Origin of the sequence: Cellulomonas chengniuliangii, from assembly GCF_024508335.1 — a bacterium.
In the GTDB taxonomy this organism is placed as follows: domain Bacteria; phylum Actinomycetota; class Actinomycetes; order Actinomycetales; family Cellulomonadaceae; genus Cellulomonas_A; species Cellulomonas_A chengniuliangii.
Genome location: NZ_CP101988.1, coordinates 29,770 through 46,956, shown reverse-complemented (window position 1 = coordinate 46,956; position 17,187 = coordinate 29,770). Strand labels below are relative to the sequence as shown.

The window sequence follows — 17,187 nt, the reverse complement described above, 5'->3', positions numbered from 1 at the left end:
GACGGTGGGCGGCCGGGCCGGTCAGCCCTGGCCGGCGGCCTGTGCGCGGTACGACTGCACCACGAGGACGACGCCCCAGACGGCGGCCGCGGCGCCCAGCGCGCCGACCAGCCAGTTCATGACGTGGGCCTCGCCGGACATGATCTCCGGCGCCTGGAAACCCACGACGAGCGCCCCCAGTACGCCGCGGTAGGCGCCCGTCCACCACCAGCGGCTTCCCGGCGCCGCGAATCCGCCAGTCGAGGTCTCCTCATCGGGGGCTTGCGACTCAGGTCCGGTGCGCGGCGCGGTGGGGGGCATCGGCCCAGCATGCCAGTCAGACCCGGCGGCGCCCCGCACCGGCGCGGGCCTCCGGGTCAGCGGCCCGCGAGCGCCTCGGTCAGAATCCCGAGCCGAGGTAGGTGCCCAGGTTCCAGGCGTTGCCCTCGGGGTCGAGGAACGTGAACCCCACCGCTCCGTAGCCGGTGTCGGCGAGCGGCTGGCTGATGGTCCACCCGGCCCCCGCGACCCTGCCCGCCACGTCGGCGACCACGGACACCGGGGCGGCGAGATACGCGGTGGACGTCCCCGGCCCGCCGACGGCGCCCGACCAGCGACCATCCGGCTGGTCGGTCCCGAGCATGATGCCGCCGCCGAACGGCCACAGCAGCTCCGCGTGCTCCACGGGGCGGTCCGGGTCGCCCCGGTGCACCTCGCTGACCACGAACCCGACCACGTCGGCGAGGTAGGAGATCGCGGCATCGGCGTCCCGGTAGCTCAGCGTGGGCCACACGCCCGGCGCCGGCCGGTGGCCTGGAGGAGGGGTCTGCGTCTCGTTCTCGTCTGCGCTCATGGGACCAGAGTGCCGCGTTCCAGAGCATTCGTCCTGCACTGCGCCCCTCCCGGCCCCGGTCCCGTCCTCCTCGGCGCGACGGCCCCTGCGGACGCACGCCGAGGCCTCGTCGGCTGAGGCCCAAGGTCCCACCCGGCACTCAGGTTGCACGAGGATGCTGGCGAGGGTCCGCACCGCGGGCAGGTCGAAGACAACCCGGAGCAGCAGATGTCCCCCCAGCCCTTGTCCCTGCCGATCGTCCCCCTCTCGCGTCCCGGTGAGCCGGCCCGCTCAGGCGGTGGTTGCGGAGGCGGAGGGGGTGGCCGCCGCAACGGTGGCGGTGGGTGCGGGTGCGGCGAGCGCGACTCGGCCCCGACGGACCCGGACCATGCCACCGAGGAGATGGTCCTCGACGTGCGCGCGGTGCCCCTCGGCATCCGCTCGTCGACGGCCCTCGGGGTGTTCAGCTCTGTCCCGGTCGGGTCAAGCATCGTGCTGGTGACGTCGGGCGACCCGGCCCCGCTCCTCACCAAGCTGCGCACCGACGCGAAGGGCGCGCTCGGCGTTGAGCCGCTCGACGAGACCCTCGGGGCGTGGGCCGTGCGAGTCACCCGCCTGCCCGAGTAGCACGCGGCACGGCCGTCCCGCCCCTCGCCAGGCGCTCGACCTCGGCTGGCCGTGCGACCGGCCGCCGCGAGTACATAGACAACCTACATAGATAGACCTACTGTCTACCCATGCCGTCGACCCCGTGGCCCAGCGAATGGCTTCGCGGCGCCCTCGAGGTGTGCGTGCTCGCCGTGCTGGCCGACGGCCCCACCTACGGCTACGCGATCACCGCGCGACTCGAGCAGCTCGGCCTCGGCACGGTCAAGGGAGGCACCCTCTACCCGCTGCTCGCACGGCTCGAACTGGCTGGGCTGGTGAGCGTCGAGTGGCGCGCCGGTGACGGCGGCCCGGGCCGCAAGTATTTCGAGCTGACCTCGGCCGGCGCCGCAGCCCGGGCCGAGCAGACTGACCGCTGGCTGGCCTTCACCGCACTGACCGATGCCATCGCCACCGGAGCCGTGGCCACCGACGGAGAGGGCGGCGCCCCGTGACCGAAGAGCAGCTCGTTCCGCGTCGCTGGCGGGACGACTTCATTCTGGCCCTGCGGCTGCGGGACGCCGCCGGAGCGCAGATCGGCGACGCGCTGGCGCAGGTCGAGTCTTACTGCGCCGAGTCGGGAGACACCGCCGCCGAGGCGTTCGGCGACGCCCGCGAGTACGCGCAGGCGCTGCCTCTCGCACCTGGTCCGGTGGCGGGCCCTGCCGTCGCCCCTGGTCAGCTCGCGAGGATCGGCATCGCCGTCACCGGGATGCTCACCACCTTCGCGGCAGCGTCCGGCTGGGCCGCCGGAGCCGCGACCGTCACTGCTGGTCAGGTGGTCAGCGTGGCCCTCGTGCTGGTCGGCGCGGTGCTCGTGATCCGCATGATCGACGCCGTCACCCGCCTGATCACCACCGCCGCCCGCTCCTTCTGGCTCGGGCTCGCCGTCGTGCTGCCCGTGCTCGGCGTCAACGTCGCCGTCGTCCTTCTGCTCGACCAGCCCCTGGTGGAGATCCCGGCAGAGCCGATGCTGGCTGTCGGCCTCGTTCTGGTTCTGGCGCCGAGCATCTGGGAGACCCTCAGCGGCGTCGCCGTCGACGCGGACGTGGTCGCGGGCCCGTTCGACGACCCGGAGGACGTCCACCGCAAGAACGCCCGCAGCGCCAAGATCGCGACCTGGATCATTCCGATCATGACCGCGCCTGCGGCTCTCCTGTTCGCTCTCGCCGCCGCGCTCCGCTGACCGACCCCCGCGCCACGGAGCGGCTGGCTGGCGGTTCATTGGTGCGAACGGGAGCACTGCTCCGCGAGTGATGACGCAGAGGTGGCGCGTCGGGATCCACGCCCGGCTCGCATCCCCCGCACAGGGCGCCGCCCGTCACCGGGAATCGTCGGCGCCGCCTCTCGAGGCCGGGACCGCGTCCCTCCGCCTGCGGCGCCGTCGCGCGAGCCGGTCGAGCGGGCCGGACAGGAAGAGCAGGAACAGCCAGAACATGCCCACGCCGGGTGCGACGACGGCCAGCACGAGCGCGATCAGCAGCAGGACCAGCGCCAGGGCGGCGCCGCGGAGCTCGAGGGCGCCGCGGACCTCCGGGCGCTGGAGCTGGGGGTCGCGCACCGCCAACCACTCGATGAGCAGCAGGCTGCCGGTGGTGACGACCATCGTGGAGATGTACAGGGCGTTGACCGCGGGGTCGTTCGTGCCCTGGTCGGCCAGGAGTTGCGTGGTGAACGGGATGAGCACGATGCTCGCGAGCCACAGGAAGTTAGCCCACAGCATCGCCCGCGAGTAGTCGCGCAGGTACTCGAAGACCCGGTGATGCCCCTGCCAGAAGCTCGCGATCACGACGTAGCTGATGCCGAAGGCGAGGAACGTCTCACCCTCCGCCAGGAGCGAGGACACCGAGTGCTCCTCGTCATCCGTGACCAGGTCGATGAGCGGCAGCACGAGCAGCGTGATCGCGATCGCGACCGCCGCGTCGGTGAAGTTGACGAGTCGGTCCAGGCCTCGGTCTGTGCGGATCACTACCATCGGCGCCCCCTGCGTCGGCTCCAGCCTAGGAATCGCTCAGCCGTCCAGCGAGGCCTCCCCCCCGGTGGTGCGGGATCGGGCACACTGCCACCATGCCCTCAACCGACTCCCGCCGCCGCGCTGGACGTGCCGCTCTCTTCGCGGGGACAGGGGCCGCAGTGCTCGTCGCCGTGCTCGTCGGGGCCCTGGCCCTCGCACAGCGGGGTTCCACCGATGACGCCGATGCCACGCCCGCCCCGACGTCGAGCGTCCCGGCGCGGACCGACGCCTCCGCCTCGCCGCCCGTCGCCTCCCCCTCTGCCACGTGGCCGGCCGACGTCAGCGAGGCGGACCTCAGGACCTCGCTCGGCACCGTCTCGGCCGTGTGGTTGGGCGTCTGGCCGGACGAGGGGTCGGCTCCGGCGCTCCCGTCCGAGGCGGAGTTGGCCGAGCGCGGGTACGAGCCCTCCCCCATCCCCGTCGCCTGCCTCGACGGCTCCGTCGAGCAGCTCGGGCTGGACCCGGCGAGGGACTTCTGGGGCTGGCCGCTGTACTTCAGAGCAGCCGAGGACGCCCAGGCCTTCACGGAGCTGTGGGGCCAGCCGGTGGAGGGCGTCACCGAGGGGTCCATCGCCTGCGACTGGGGCTGAGCCGGCGCGACGGGGTGCCCGACGCGCCGGCCCGCGCTCAGGACACCGGCAGGTACTCGAACCGCTCCACGTGCGCCGTGGTGGCCGTCGGGCGGCCGTTGCTGGTGGCGTAGACGCCGAGCCACAGCCCGAGGAAGCCGCCGGTGGCGACGCTGTCGAGGGTGCGGCCGTCGGCCACCGCGACGGTGACCGGCTCGGCGCCAGGCGCCTCGACCAACAGGGCGTAGTCCTGCCCGCGGGCGCTCACGGTGAGGGTGACCGGTTCCGCGACGTCGCCCGGAAGCACGGCCTCGCCCAGCACGGTGTCGACCCCGTCGCGGCGGTGCACCGCGACGAAGCGGCGCGCGTCAGCGCCCTCGGGGGCGCCGGCGAGGAACAGCCGGACGTGGTCCTTCTCAGACTGGCGGACCACCACGCCCAGCTCCTCGCCGGCGGCCAGGTCGGCGCGGAGCGTGGCGCGCACGTCGACGTCCACATGCTGCTGCCGCACCCCCAGGAACGCGGGCGCCTGCGGCTCGGCGAGGGTGGCCGGCCGGATCGGCAGGTCCCACCCGTCGCCGGAGGGCGTGGCGAGCTCGGCGGGCATGCGGCGCAGCGACGTCCAGCGCAGGTCGCCGGGGCGGATCACCCCGCTCTCGTGGCCCTGGGCGATGCCCGGTGTGGCGTCCCCTCGGGTGGGGACCTCGACCTGCGCGGGGACGCGGCCCTGCCCGGGTGCGAACACGGGCCAGCCGTCTTCCCAGGTCACAGGCACGAGGAACGTCTCACGGCCGAGGTTGTAGTGGTAGCCGCCGTACGGCCGCATGGCGAGCAGCACAGCCCACCAGCCGCCGTCATGGTCCTCGACGAGGTCGGCATGGCCCACGCCGACCACGTCGACACCACGGCCCAGGTGACGGTGCGTGAGGATCGGGTTGCCCTTGTTGCCGACGTACGGGCCGGTGACGGACTCGGCGCGGGCGACGGAGATCGCGTGGTGGATCTCGGTGCCGCCCTCGGCGGCGAGCAGGTAGTACGTGCCGTCGACCTTGTACAGGTGCGGACCCTCGGCCCACACAGCGCCGCGCACGGCGCCGGTCCAGAGCACGTGCTCCGGGCCGGTCAGCCGCATCGTCTCAGTGTCGAGCTCGCGCAGCCACACCTCGGTCTGGTGGAACCACTCCGGCTCCTCGACCAGGCGCGTGCCGTGCACCCAGACGCGGCCGTCGTCGTCGAAGAAGAGCGACGGGTCGATGCCGGACTCGCCGAGCCACACCGGGTCGGACCACGGCCCGGCGGGGTCGGTGGCTGTCATCAAGAAGTTGCCGCCGCGGGAGTCGTCCTGCTGGTCCACCAAGGTGCACACCAGCCAGAACACGCCGTCGTGGTGGCGCAGTGTCGGGGCGTAGAGCCCGCCCGAGGACTCGATGCCGTCGTAGTCGAGCTGGCCCGGCCGGTCGACGACGTGGCCGATCTGCTCCCAGCTCGCCAAGTCCTTGCTGCGGAACACCGGCAGCCCGGGGACGTACTCGAACGTCGACGTCACGAGGTAGAAGTCGTCGCCAACCCGGCAGATGGACGGGTCGGGGTAGCAGCCCGGCAGCACCGGGTTCTGGACCACGGTCACAGCGCCGACACCTCCACCTGCACCAGGCGCGGGTCGGCCGTGGTGACGCGGTGCACCCCGCCGGTGACCCGCACGATCGACCGCGGAGTGGCCGTGCCGGGGATCTCGCGCTTCTCGGCCCGCTTCTCGCTGACGATGGCGCCGCCGGTCGACTCGTCCACCGCGACGTCCGCGGAGGACGCCGTGGCGTGCGAGCCCACCCACACCTCGACGTCGCCGGGCTCCACGATCTTGTCCATCTTCCGACCGGTGAACGCGAACCTGGTGGCGGGGACAGTGAATGTGACCCGCGCGGACGCGCCCGGCTCGAGCGGGACCCGGGTGTAGCCGAGCAGCTGCACCACTGGGCGGGCGACGCTCGCGACCACGTCGTGCCCGTAGAGCTGCACGGTCTCCGAACCGGCCACGGCGCCGGTGTTGGTCACGGTCACCGCGGCGGCGAACGTGCCGTCCGAGGCGACCTCGCCGTCGACCGTGAGGTCCGAGTACCGGAAGGACGTGTAGGAGAGCCCGAACCCGAAGGGGCGCAGCGGCGTGGAGTCGGTGGCCGTCACGTCGGAAGGGCCGCCGAGGATGGGGTGCAGGTAGGAGAACGGCTGCGCGCCCGTCGAGCGCGGCATCGACACGGGCATGCGCCCGGACGGGTTGACCGCGCCGGTCACCACGTCGGCGATGGCCAGGCCGCCGCCCTCGCCCGGGAAGAACGCCTGCAGCACCGCTGCGGGCCGGCGGTCGGCGCCGTCGAGCGCCCAGCCGATGGCGTACGGGCGGCCGGTGATCAGCACCATCACCACGGGCTTGCCGGTGGCGACGAGCGCCTCGACGAGCTCGCGCTGGGCGCCGGGCAGATCGAGGGACTCGCAGTCGTTGCCCTCGCCCACCGTGCCTCGCCCGAACAGCCCCGCCTGGTCGCCCACGACGACGACCGTGACATCGGCCGCGTTCGCGGCGTCGACGGCCTCCTGGAAGCCGGAGGTGTCCGTGCCCTCGACCGTGCAGCCCTCCGCGAAGGCGATCTCGGGCGCGGGCAGCCCGGCGCGCTCGAACGCGTCGCCGAACCCCTCAAGCACCGTGGGGATGGCGAAGCCGATCTCGTGGTCGGGGTACTGGCCGAGCACGTGGTTGGCGAACGAGTAGCAGCCCTGCAGCGCCTCGACCCGGTGGGCGTTAGGGCCCACCACGGCGATGCGGCGCGGCGCCGCGTCCCACCGGTTCAGCGGCAGCACGCCGTCGTTCGCGACCAGCACCAGGGACTCCTCGGCCAGGCGCCGGGCGATCTGCTGGTGGCGCGGCGAGTCGAGGTCGATCTCCGTCGGGGGCTCGTCCTCGAACGCGTCGGCGTCGAGCAGCCCGAGCTCCTCCTTCTGCCGCAGCGCGCGCAGCACCGCCCGGTCGACGTACGCCTCGTCGAACTCGCCGGACCGGATGCGCTCGGCGAGCGGCTCCAGGTACGCGTCGCCCGTGGGCAGCTCGATGTCGATGCCGGCCTCGAGGGCCAGGGCCGCGGCCTCGCCGCGATCCTGCGCGACGGCCTGCATGACCTCGAGGAACGCCACGGCGAAGTAGTCGGCGACGACGACCCCGTCGAACCCAAGCTGGCCGCGCAGCACGTCCGTGAGGTACTCCACGCTGGAGGCCATCGGCACGCCGTCGACGTCGGAGTACGAGTTCATGACGGACTTCACGCCGCCGTCGACGATCGCCATCTCGAACGGGGGCAGCAGCACGTCCGCGACCTCGCGGGGGCCAGCGGACACGGGCGCGTGGTTGCGTCCGGACTTGGAGGCGGAGTAGCCGACGAAGTGCTTCAGGGTGGCGTGGACCCCGGCGGCCTGGAGGCCGCGCACGTACGCGGTGCCGACCGTGCCGACCAGGTACGGGTCCTCGCCGATGCACTCCTCGACGCGGCCCCAGCGGGGGTCGCGGACCACGTCGAGCACGGGCGCGAGGCCCTGGTGGATGCCGAGGCGGCGCATCGAGTCGCCGATCGCCTCGCCCATCTCGTGGACGAGCTCGGGGTCGAAGGCGGCGCCCCACGCCAGCGGGGTGGGGAACGTGGCGGCCTTCCACGCCGCGAGGCCCGTCAGGCACTCCTCGTGCACGAGCGCGGGGATGCCGAGCCGCGTCTCCCGCTTGAGCCGGCGCTGCTCGTTCCACAGCCACGCCGCACGCTCGGTGGGCTCGACCGGTCGCGTGCCGTAGACCCGGGTGAAGTGGCCCAGCCCGTTCCGGGTGACCTCGGCGACCTCGCCCGAGCCCTTCTGGCCGGCGGCCATCTCGCCCTGCATCGGGGCGACGACCTTGCCGCCCTGGTCCAGCCAGTAGCCCACGATCTGGGCGAGCTTCTCCTCGAGCGTCATCTGCGCGTGCAGGGCGGCCACCCGTTCTGACACCTCGGGCATCGCGGGGACGACGGCTTCAGGAACGACGGACACGGGGCATCTCCTCGATGAAACGCATGGGCAAAGGCGTGGCCCCGCCACGGCGGGATGGCGGGGCCACGGTGGTGCGGGTGGTGCGGGTGGTGCGGGTGGTGCGGGTGTCAGCCCTTGACTGCTCCGGTGAGACCGCCGACGATCCTCCGCTCGAAGAGCGAGAAGAAGATCAGCGCCGGGATCATGGACAGGGCCGTGAAGGCGAGCACCCGGGCGGTGTCGACCGAGTACTGCGACGCGAAGGCCTGCACCCCGAGCGGCAGCGTGTACGACGCCTCGTTGTTCAAGACGAACAGCGGCAGCATGTAGCTGTTCCAGGCTCCGATGAACGCCAGGATGCCGGTGGTCACCACGCCCGGGACCGACAGCGGGACGACCATCCGGAAGAAGAACCCGAGCCGGCTCGTGCCGTCGATCGCCGCGGCCTCCTCGAGCTCCTTGGGGATGGCCCGCAGGAACGGCACCAGGATGATGACCGTGGTCGGCAGGGCGAAGGCGATCTGCGGCAGGATGATGCCCGCCAGGCTGTTCGTCAGGCCCAGGTTCTTGATGAGGATGTACAGCGGCGTGATGGCCACGGTCATCGGGAACATCAGGCCCGCCGCGAACAGCGAGTACATCGCGCCGCGGCCCACGAAGGTGTAGCGGGCGAGCACGTAGCTGGCCATCACGCCCAGCACGACCACGCCGATCGTGGTGCAGATCGCCGAGATCGCCGAGTTGCCGATCTGCTGCCAGAACATCGGGCTCGAGAGCACGTCGACGTAGTTGGAGATCCGCCACGGGCTGGGGAAGCCCGACGGGTCGGACGTGATCTGCGCGTTCGTCCGGAACCCGCCGATGATGATGTACAGCACCGGTGCGATGCAGATGCCGACGAACGCGTACGCGATGACGTAGGTCATCGGGCCGGCGGCGCCGATCTTCGACTTGTTCTTGTTCTTGCGCGTCCGGGGGGTGGTCGCGGTGAGGGGTGCTGTCATCGTCGCCATCACTTCTTCTTCCCTTCTGTGAGGGCGCCCTCGGTGTCACGCCGCAGCACGAACCGCTGGTAGACCAGGGCGATGACGAGCGAGATCAGGAACAGGACCACGGCGACAGCGTTGCCGTACCCGTAGTTGCCGGCGTTGCGCCCGTTGGCCACCATGTAGGTCGCCATCGTCGAGGTGCCCGCCGTGGAGGCGACGTACTGGCCCCAGATGATGTAGACGAGGTCGAAGAGCTGCAATGCGCCGATGATCGACAAGAACGCCCAGATGCGCATGGTCGGGCCGAGCAGCGGCAGGGTGATGCTGCGCTGCATCTGCCAGTAGGAGGCGCCGTCGATCGAGGCGGCCTCGTAGAGCTCCTCGGGGATGGACTGCAGGCCGGCCAGGAAGAGAATCACGGCGAAGCCGAGGTACTTCCAGGTCAGGATGACCATCAGCGACCAGATGGCGACATCTGGGTCGGAGAGCCAGTCGACCGCCCAGCCGGGCAGTCCGATCTTGATCAGCACGTCGTTGATGGCGCCGCTGGTCTGGAGCATGAGGCCCCACCCGGTGCCGACGATGACCTCGGAGATCACGTACGGGACGAAGATCAGCACGCGGATCAGCGAGCGGCCGCGCATCTTCTGGTTGAGCAGCAGCGCCACAGCCACCGCCGCGGGACCCTGCATGACCAGGGACATCACCACGATGAAGCCGTTGTGCATCAGCGCTTCGTGGAACGCGGTGTCCTTGAAGATGACGAGGTAGTTCTCGAGCCCGACGAAGTCTGTCGGGACGCCGTAACCCTTCCACTTGAAGAAGCCGTAGTAGGCGGCCATCACCACGGGGAAGATCACGAACGCGAGGAACATGATGATCGCGGGTCCGGAGAGGAGCGCGATCTCGGCGCGCTTGCGCCAGTCGGCTCGGCCTCGTCGGGCCCGGCCGGCCGGGGACGGCGCCGTGATGGCGCCGCCCCCTGCCGTCGAGCGACCCCGGGGCGGAGTCTTGGTGGCTAGCGAGCTCTCGCCCTGGGAGTCACTCATGGGTTGCTACTACTCCTTGGCTGCGGCGTCGTTCACGGCCTTGACGATGCCAGAGGCATCGGTCTTGCCTGCGAGCATGTCGACCACGCCGGTGTTCAAGGCGTTGCCGACGTTCTGGCCGAACGTGGTGTCCATCCAGATCTCGACGTACGGGGCGTCGTTGTAGGCCTCGAGGATCGCCTGGAGCGCGGGCTCCGTCACGACGCCCTGGGCCTCCTGGCTGGCGGGCAGCGTGTGGAAGGCGTTGGCGTAGCCCTCCTGGTACTCCTTCTGCATGTAGAAGTTGAGGAACGCGGCGCACTCCTTCTTCGGAGCGGTGGCCGAGCAGGAGAAGCCGTCGACCCCACCCATCATCGCGCCGGGGGCGCCAGCGCCACCCTCAATCTCGGGGAAGGGGAACCAGCCGAGGTCGGCCAGGGGCTTCTCGTCCGGGGTCAGCGAGGCGATGACGCCCGGGTTCCAGGCGCCCATGAGCTCCATGGCGGCCTTGTGGTTGGCGAGCAGGCCGGCCGACGAGCCAGCGCCCTGCTGGGCGGACGTCGACAGGAAGCCGTTGTTGAACGGCTCGGTCGCGGCGAAGGCCTCGAGGTCCTCGCCGGCCTTGGCCCAGCACGGGTCATCGAAGGTCTTGGTCTTGCCGGCCTCGGCGATGGTCTCCTGGGCGCACTCGCGCAGCGCGAAGAAGTAGTACCAGTGCGCGGCGGGCCAGGCGTCCTTGGCGCCGATGGCGATCGGGTCGATGCCCGCCGCCTTGAGGGCGTCATTGGCGGCCTCGAGCTCGGCCAGCGTCTTGGGCGTCTCGGTGATCCCAGCCTGCGCGAACAGGTCCTTGCTGTAGTAGATGCCGCCGGGCAGGACCGCCGTGGGCATGCCGTAGATCTTGCCGTCGACCGAGAACGCGTTGAACGCGCCCTCGCCGCCGAGGGCCTTCATCGTGGCGTCGTCGATCGAGTCGGTGATGTCCATGACCTGGCCGGCCTCGACCACGTCGGCCAGCTTGCCGCCGCCACGGGCCATGAAGATGTCCGGAGCGTCACCCGAGTTGAGGGCGGTCTGGAGCTTGCCGTCCATGTCCTCGTTCTGGATGGCCTGGATCTCGATCGTCACCCCCGGGTTCGCTGCCTCGAAGTCGGCGACGGTGGCCTCCCAGTAGGCCTTGCCCTCACCGGTCGTGGAGTTGTGCCAGAAGGTCATGCTGGTCGAGCCATCGCTCGAACCGGCGCTTTCGCCGCCGGCACAGCCGGCCGCCAGGAGCGCGATGGTCGCGCCGAGCGCGACGGTGCCCGCCGCGCTGCGAATCTTCCTCGTCATCGTGGAATCCTTGTCATCTTTGACGTCGTGACAGGTGCCTGCCGCGGTCAGTGTCGCGCCGCCTCACACGGGATGTCAAACGATGTCGATATCGTTATCGTAACGACAACCAGGGCGTTGACCTGCGGCATCTGCTACCGCTTGCGGTGCTTTGATCCGATTCTTGCGGCACCTCCTCATCAGTGCGCGGATCGGTGGCATCCGACGCCGACCGCACAGCCCGTGGGGTTGCGGCACGGCCTTCGACATGGCACGCCTCTCCATGGGTCGGGCGCTTGGGCGAGCGCGGCGACGACGGTAGGGAGGCTTCCTGGGAATCGCCCCCGTGCCGGAGGTCGGTACCATCTAGACGACCTGTGCCGGGCGCCGCCCGGGCGACCTTCAGATGACGGAGCGCGCAGCATCATGCAGCGAGGAAGCGTGGCGGCCGTCCTGGCCTGCTCAGCGGTAGCGGCGACGACGCCCGCCCAGCACGCCTGACGCCTCACTCGCGCACCCCACGGGGGCGGTCAGCGGTGTGCTCCGCGGAGCCGTGCCATCCCGCCGTGCCGTCACCTGAGAGCTGATCACCATGATCCCCCTGACCGAGAAGCAGATCCGCGCGTCCTTCGTGAACTGCTCACGCGGCGAGGCCACCCGTCTCAACCTCCCGCCCGACCTGGCCGACCTCGACTGGGAGCGCCTCGACTACCTGGGATGGATCGATCGCAAGGCGCCCCAGCGCGCCTGCGTCGTCCTCCCCGTCGATGACACCCTCGTCGGATTGCTGCTGCGCTCCCCCGAGGGGGGCGCCAAGCGTCGGCGGGCCCTCTGCGCCTGGTGCGAGGACGTCTACTCCAAGGACGAGGTGTCGCTGTACGTCGCCCGCCGTGCTGGCGCCGCAGGACGCAACCTCAACTCGATCGGCACGTTGATCTGCACGCGCTTCGGGTGCTCCAAGAACGTGCGGCGCCGGCCCACGATCATCGAGGCCGGCCAGGACCCCGATGGCCTGGTGCAGCGCCGGATCGAAGGGCTGCGCGAGCGGACTCAGCGGTTCGCGCGCGAGGTGCTGCAGGACGAGTAGGCGCAACCGTGCCCGTCGGCGGGCTCAGCCGACAGGGTCGCGCAGTCACCCGAGGGCGTCCGTGGCCAACGAGGAAGCCGGCAACGCCCACCGAAAACGGTGAAGGATTCGTTGGCTCGCGGCGAGCTGCACCCGCCTGGTCATCGGAGCGCGATCCGAAGGTAGGCGCCTCGTTGCTCCCCCTGCCCCGCTGCCGCCCAAGTCGCAATCTGCCCAGCTTGGTCGCTCCGCACATCGACGTTGGTGCGGTTGAGATAAGCGCTCCCGCCGATGCACTTCACGACAATCCCCCAGCCGGGCCACGGCGCGTCGGCGTCGGCCACCCGCATCCCGACGGTTTCGAGCGCGGTGACCAAAGGCGCGACAGAGCCGACAGGCTGTCCGGGGACTGGTGCGTCAGACCCGGTCCTGACGACCTTCGACCCGAGCGCCACAGCCTGGTTCGGCACGGGCGCCACGCTCGGGGGCCTCGTCCCACCGAGAGCAACGGGGCCGGGCCAGACACGGGTTGCCACGGCTGCGAGGAATGCACCTCGCGCGTCGATCTCGGACTCCGTCCAGTCGTCCACTGCTGCGATGCCCTTGTTGATCACGAGGGCGCCCTGCTTCGCGAACTCCGGCCGCTTCGCGGTCCACCCCAAGTTCGACACGTCCAGGTTGAACGCCTGCGTGACGAGAGTGAGGTTGCCCAAGCGGTCGAGAGCCTGACGACGTTCCAACACCCGTTGCACGGACGCAGCGTCTCTGGCATCAGGATCGACGAGAGTGCCGTCGACGCCAATCAGCGGCCAGTGCGTCGTCCAACTACGCGGCAGCACGTGTTCGATCTGCAAGCCATCGAATCCGATCGCCGCGGGCGGTTCATGCGGGTCCTCGTTGCGGAGCTGGTCGTCGATCGCACGGAATAGCGCGCGGAGGCGGTACTGCGCGACGGCGTTATAGAACGGCCGTGTTCGAAACGCCTCGCGAACCTCGGCGTCTGAGGGCCAGGCGAGCGCGCCGTCCTGAAGCGCGTCGACCACCGCATCCCCGACGTTCTTGCCCGCGTTGGACGCGTTCTTCGCCGCGCGCAGGACACGAGCCAGGTGTGTGCCGTATCCACGGGTCTGCCAACCCACGTATGAGCGGCGCATCGCCCACGACTCCACTGCGCGGACAGCGCGCACCTCGTCGTCGAGGCTGATCAGCTCCGGCGACGCGAGGCGCAGCCACGCGAGGAGGGGCACCGCCGTCGTGATCTCAAACTCGTTGAGCCTGTCGTACGACGTGTGCAGGCGCGGATCGACGGCCTCTGCGCCGTAGATGGCGCGGTACGCCTTGGCGTAGTCGCTCAGTTCGCGCAGGACGTGCTCCGTGTCAGGTGCGCCCGGTCCGTTGAGGTACTCCCGCGCCTCGCGGTACAGGTGGCTCACGTTTGCCTCCTCGCCCGAGACACCGGTGAGCCACACCGATAGCAAGACGTCGCGGCGCCCGCGGGCCGCGTGGCCCCGGCCAACGACGGCCTTCCACCAGTCGTCGTCGAAGCCCGCCCAGTAGGTGTCGTAGAGCCGGTCGACGTCTTCGTTGGCAAGCTCACCGCGGAGGAAGAGCAGGTTCTTCACGAGGTCGATTGCTGCGAGCGGCGTCTGCCGTCCGTTGAGCACCTCGAAGATCACTTGCGCGTCGTCATTGTCCTCGAGGTCGATGACAACGAGCTTGAACAGGCTCGACAAGGCGTCAGCGAGCGCCTGGAGCCGTTCGGAGTCGAGCTCGCCTGAGTCATTGCGCGCGCTCTCGCGCACGGCCTCGGCGAAGTAGCGACGTGCGCGGAGGTACAGGTGGTCCTTGCTCCCGGCGTAGGCGGGGACCACATCCGCCATCGCGGTGGGCCATACCTCGCGGTCCCGTCGCCGCGGCCACAGCTTGTGCACCTCCTCGGGGGAGTCCACTACGTCGTCGGGATTGAAGAGCATGCGGCGGACGGACTTGCGCCTGTCGGACCCAGTCTCTTGGAGGACGTCCAGCAGCCCCCGCACCAGAAGCTGGATCGTGGTGAGTCTCTGTTGACCGTCGATCACCGAGCGCAGCGCGACACCACCAGTGGCGAACGGGAGACTGGCGCACACGATCGCCCCGAGGAAGTGGGGTGTGACGTTCTGCTCCTTGTTCTTCAGGACGGCAGAATTCTCACTCTGACTCGCGCGCGCATCGACCAGCCTGTCCGCCGTGCTTTCCAGATCCTCGAACAGCAGCTTCCACTGACCATCGAGCGTCCACTCATAGTCGCGCTGGAACGTCGGGATGATGTATCGGCGCTCAGGCTTGAGGATCTCCTGCAACGGGTAGGTCTTGGCGTCCACGGTGCTCCTTCCCCATCTGCGGCGATGCTCATGGTGGCAGTGGCTCGCCCGACGGCGTCTGCGGCTGGAGCGCGTGTCTTGCCGTGGGTCTGCCGGTGGCAAGCCTGCCAGTCGCTGTCGTTCATCCCTCGCAGCGGCCGGGACGCCTGCGGATCGCCGTCTTTCCTGAACCGACCCGCCACGCGAGTACGTCCAAGACGCGAAGCTGCTGACGTTCGCCCTCAGCGGTGTCAATGTCCGCCTGCTGCGTGACTGGCACATCTGCCGGTCGATGCCCGGCCCGTGGATGGAACTCATCGGCGACGGCGATGACCCCGACTGGGCGTCGAACACGCGCGCATCAAGAGTCGACGAAAGCGCAAGCGAGCGTTCCACAAGGCCTACTACGCCCCGAGGCAGAGGCCACCGGCAGCCGCCTGACGCATCGAGTCCCTTAGCTCCACGAGACTCCGCTAGACCGGCACCATCACGGTGACCGGTCTGGGTGGCGTGCGTGCGGAACTCGCCGCGGCCTGACGGCTCATGCAAAGCGGGAGCAATGGCGCGCTAGCGCGCTAGTCAAGCACCTGGCGGCGCGCTCAAACCAGAAACTCCCGGCAGGATCTCGTCCTGCCGGGAGTCATCCGGACTACTTGGCCTTGGTTGCCCCAAGACCCCACGTGCGCGAGGGGGGATTTGAACCCCCACGCCCTTTCGGACACTGGCACCTGAAGCCAGCGCGTCTGCCGTTCCGCCACTCGCGCGTGCTGCAGAAGATTAGCACGATGCGGAGGGGGTCCCCCACGCCGCCCTCGGAGGCGTTCCGCGCCTCGCTGGCACGACCGCCGGTCTCGCTCTGTGGCGACATCAGACGAGGTCAGGGCACTGCGGAACGGGGACGCGCCCGGGGCGCCGACCACTCCCAGGTTGGACAGTGATGCTTGTCGCATGGGACTGACGTGCAGGTCATCACGTCGTCGACCCGGACATAGTTGGACACCTGCACACAGGTCGCGTGGCGTGTGGCCAGCCCAGACTCCGCCACGCGGGCGCCCAGTGCCAGCCGAACGGGGGTCCTGAGCGGTGTCCGTGGATACGATCAAGCCCGACGACCAGCGTAGGAGCACCTGAAGGAGGTGGAGGCGTGGGCATCCTCGACAAGTTCGAGCACTCTGTGGAGCGCGTGGTGAACAACGCCTTCGCCAAGGCGTTCCGTTCCGAGGTGAAGCCTGTCGAGCTCGCGAGCGCGCTGCGCCGCGAGGTGGACGACCGCGCGGCGGTGGTGGACCGCGACCGCACGGTGATCCCCAACGAGTTCACAATCGAACTGTCCCCTGTGGACTACGAGCAGGTGGAGGCGTGGGGCTCGGAGGCGTTGGCCGACGAGCTCGCGGCGAACGTCACGGAGCACGCGTCGAGCCAGCGGTACGCGTTCGTGGGCCCGGTGACGGTGACGTTCCTGGAGCACGAGGACCTGGAGACGGGCCGGTTCCGGGTGCGCAGCGCCACGATCCGCGGCGCGGTGGCCCCGGCGACCACGTCGGCGCCGAGCCCGCGGCACCCGCTGGTGGACATCGACGGCCAGCGGTACCTGCTGACGGGCCCTGTCACAGTGATCGGCCGCGGCTCCGAGGCGGACATCATCGTGGACGACCCGGGCGTCTCGCGCCGTCACCTGGAGATCCGGGTCACCCCGGAGGGTGTGGTGGCCAGCGACCTGGGCTCGACCAACGGCTTGTTCGTCGAGGGGCATCAGGTGCCGGCGGCGACGCTGCTCGACGGCAACACCCTCACGATCGGCCGCACCCGCATCATGTTCTGGACGGGTGAGTCGGCCGATGACCAGGACCAGTGATCGGGCCGCATGAGTGAGCTGACAGTCACGCTGCTGCGCGTGGGGTACCTGGTGCTCCTGTGGGTCTTCGTGCTGTCTGCCATCAGCGTGCTGCGCCGCGACCTGTACGGCACCAAGATCGTCGACCGTCGCGTCCGCTCGGCCCGCCAGGCCGCCGCTCCCGCGTCGGGCAACGGCGAGGCCCCGCGCGTCGTCGTCGGCGGCGGTCGCCAGTCGCGCACCCCCGCGGGTCCCACCCGGCTGGTGGTGACCGAGGGCCCGCTGCGCGGCACCACCCTCCCGTTGGGCACGTCGGCCGTGCTGATCGGCCGGGCGCCCTCGTGCACGCTCGTGCTGGACGACGACTACTCCTCGTCGCGGCACGCCCGGATCTTCCCCCAGGCCGACCAGTGGTGGGTCGAGGACCTGGGTTCGACCAACGGCACCTTCCTCGGTGACCAGCGCGTCGACCAGCCCACTCCCGTGCCACCCGGTATGCAGGTGCGCGTGGGTCAGAGCGTGCTCGAGCTGCAGAGGTAG

At 70.3% G+C, this 17,187-nt stretch carries 16 protein-coding genes and 1 tRNA gene; 7 read left to right on the top strand and 10 right to left on the bottom strand.

From position 1 onward, the window contains the following. Nucleotides 1–21: 21 nt before the first annotated feature. Entirely contained in the window at nucleotides 22–300 is a 279-nt protein-coding gene (locus NP064_RS00215) for a hypothetical protein (protein WP_227568527.1), read from the bottom strand. A gap of 79 nt (nucleotides 301–379) precedes the next feature. After that, nucleotides 380–832 (bottom strand): VOC family protein, encoded by a 453-nt coding sequence (locus NP064_RS00210; RefSeq protein WP_227568528.1) that lies wholly within the window; start codon nucleotides 830–832, stop codon nucleotides 380–382. A 381-nt stretch (nucleotides 833–1,213) separates the two neighbouring features. Here NP064_RS00210 and NP064_RS00205 point away from each other — a divergent pair, with 381 nt between their 5' ends. The 3 genes from NP064_RS00205 (at nucleotide 1,214) to NP064_RS00195 (ending at nucleotide 2,642) form a co-directional block, all read left to right on the top strand. Further along, the gene (locus NP064_RS00205) at nucleotides 1,214–1,438 is read left to right on the top strand and encodes a DUF2249 domain-containing protein (protein ID WP_227568529.1); all 225 of its coding nucleotides are present in this window, start codon (nucleotides 1,214–1,216) and stop codon (nucleotides 1,436–1,438) included. 110 nt (nucleotides 1,439–1,548) lie between these two features. Further along, nucleotides 1,549–1,911, top strand: a complete 363-nt coding sequence (locus NP064_RS00200) for a PadR family transcriptional regulator (protein ID WP_227568530.1) — start codon at nucleotides 1,549–1,551, stop codon at nucleotides 1,909–1,911. Next, entirely contained in the window at nucleotides 1,908–2,642 is a 735-nt protein-coding gene (locus tag NP064_RS00195; protein WP_227568531.1) for a hypothetical protein, read from the top strand. Before NP064_RS00200 ends, NP064_RS00195 begins: the two co-directional genes overlap by 4 nt. 135 nt (nucleotides 2,643–2,777) lie before the next feature. On the opposite strand, the gene NP064_RS00190 is transcribed toward NP064_RS00195, so the two are convergent. Continuing rightward, a complete protein-coding gene (locus tag NP064_RS00190; RefSeq protein WP_227568532.1) occupies nucleotides 2,778–3,431 on the bottom strand; it encodes a TMEM175 family protein in 654 nt (217 codons plus the stop codon). Nucleotides 3,432–3,523: 92 nt separating this feature from the next. On the opposite strand from NP064_RS00190, the gene NP064_RS00185 reads away from it, so the two are divergent. Next, entirely contained in the window at nucleotides 3,524–4,060 is a 537-nt protein-coding gene (locus tag NP064_RS00185) for a hypothetical protein (RefSeq protein WP_227568533.1), read from the top strand. Nucleotides 4,061–4,097: 37 nt separating this feature from the next. Here NP064_RS00185 and NP064_RS00180 read toward each other — a convergent pair whose 3' ends face one another. The 5 genes from NP064_RS00180 to NP064_RS00160 all read right to left on the bottom strand — a co-directional run bounded on the left by NP064_RS00180 (nucleotide 4,098) and on the right by NP064_RS00160 (nucleotide 11,429). Beyond that, complete coding sequence (locus NP064_RS00180) at nucleotides 4,098–5,666, bottom strand: glycoside hydrolase family 43 protein (protein WP_227568534.1); 1,569 nt, start codon at nucleotides 5,664–5,666, stop codon at nucleotides 4,098–4,100. Further along, the gene (locus tag NP064_RS00175) at nucleotides 5,663–8,068 is read right to left on the bottom strand and encodes a beta-xylosidase/alpha-l-arabinosidase (protein WP_227568668.1); all 2,406 of its coding nucleotides are present in this window, start codon (nucleotides 8,066–8,068) and stop codon (nucleotides 5,663–5,665) included. The genes NP064_RS00180 and NP064_RS00175 overlap by 4 nt, the downstream gene beginning before the upstream one ends. Nucleotides 8,069–8,208: 140 nt before the next feature. Then, nucleotides 8,209–9,084 (bottom strand): carbohydrate ABC transporter permease, encoded by an 876-nt coding sequence (locus tag NP064_RS00170; RefSeq protein WP_372456345.1) that lies wholly within the window; start codon nucleotides 9,082–9,084, stop codon nucleotides 8,209–8,211. A gap of 8 nt (nucleotides 9,085–9,092) precedes the next feature. After that, entirely contained in the window at nucleotides 9,093–10,118 is a 1,026-nt protein-coding gene (locus NP064_RS00165; RefSeq protein WP_227568536.1) for a carbohydrate ABC transporter permease, read from the bottom strand. A 9-nt stretch (nucleotides 10,119–10,127) separates the two neighbouring features. Beyond that, on the bottom strand, nucleotides 10,128–11,429 hold the full coding sequence (locus tag NP064_RS00160) for an extracellular solute-binding protein (protein ID WP_227568537.1): 1,302 nt from the start codon (nucleotides 11,427–11,429) through the stop codon (nucleotides 10,128–10,130). 571 nt (nucleotides 11,430–12,000) lie between these two features. Here NP064_RS00160 and NP064_RS00155 point away from each other — a divergent pair. Further along, entirely contained in the window at nucleotides 12,001–12,495 is a 495-nt protein-coding gene (locus NP064_RS00155; RefSeq protein ID WP_227568538.1) for an FBP domain-containing protein, read from the top strand. Between the two features lie 140 nt (nucleotides 12,496–12,635). Here the strand turns inward: NP064_RS00155 and NP064_RS00150 are convergent, their stop codons facing one another. Further along, the gene (locus NP064_RS00150) at nucleotides 12,636–14,834 is read right to left on the bottom strand and encodes a DUF262 domain-containing protein (RefSeq protein ID WP_227568539.1); all 2,199 of its coding nucleotides are present in this window, start codon (nucleotides 14,832–14,834) and stop codon (nucleotides 12,636–12,638) included. A gap of 660 nt (nucleotides 14,835–15,494) precedes the next feature. Next, nucleotides 15,495–15,577, bottom strand: a tRNA-Leu gene (locus NP064_RS00145). Between the two features lie 380 nt (nucleotides 15,578–15,957). On the opposite strand from NP064_RS00145, the gene NP064_RS00140 reads away from it, so the two are divergent. Next, nucleotides 15,958–16,668: an FHA domain-containing protein gene (locus tag NP064_RS00140; protein WP_227568540.1), complete on the top strand. Its 711-nt coding sequence runs from the start codon at nucleotides 15,958–15,960 to the stop codon at nucleotides 16,666–16,668. 9 nt (nucleotides 16,669–16,677) lie between these two features. Further along, a complete protein-coding gene (locus NP064_RS00135; protein ID WP_227568541.1) occupies nucleotides 16,678–17,187 on the top strand; it encodes an FHA domain-containing protein FhaB/FipA in 510 nt (169 codons plus the stop codon).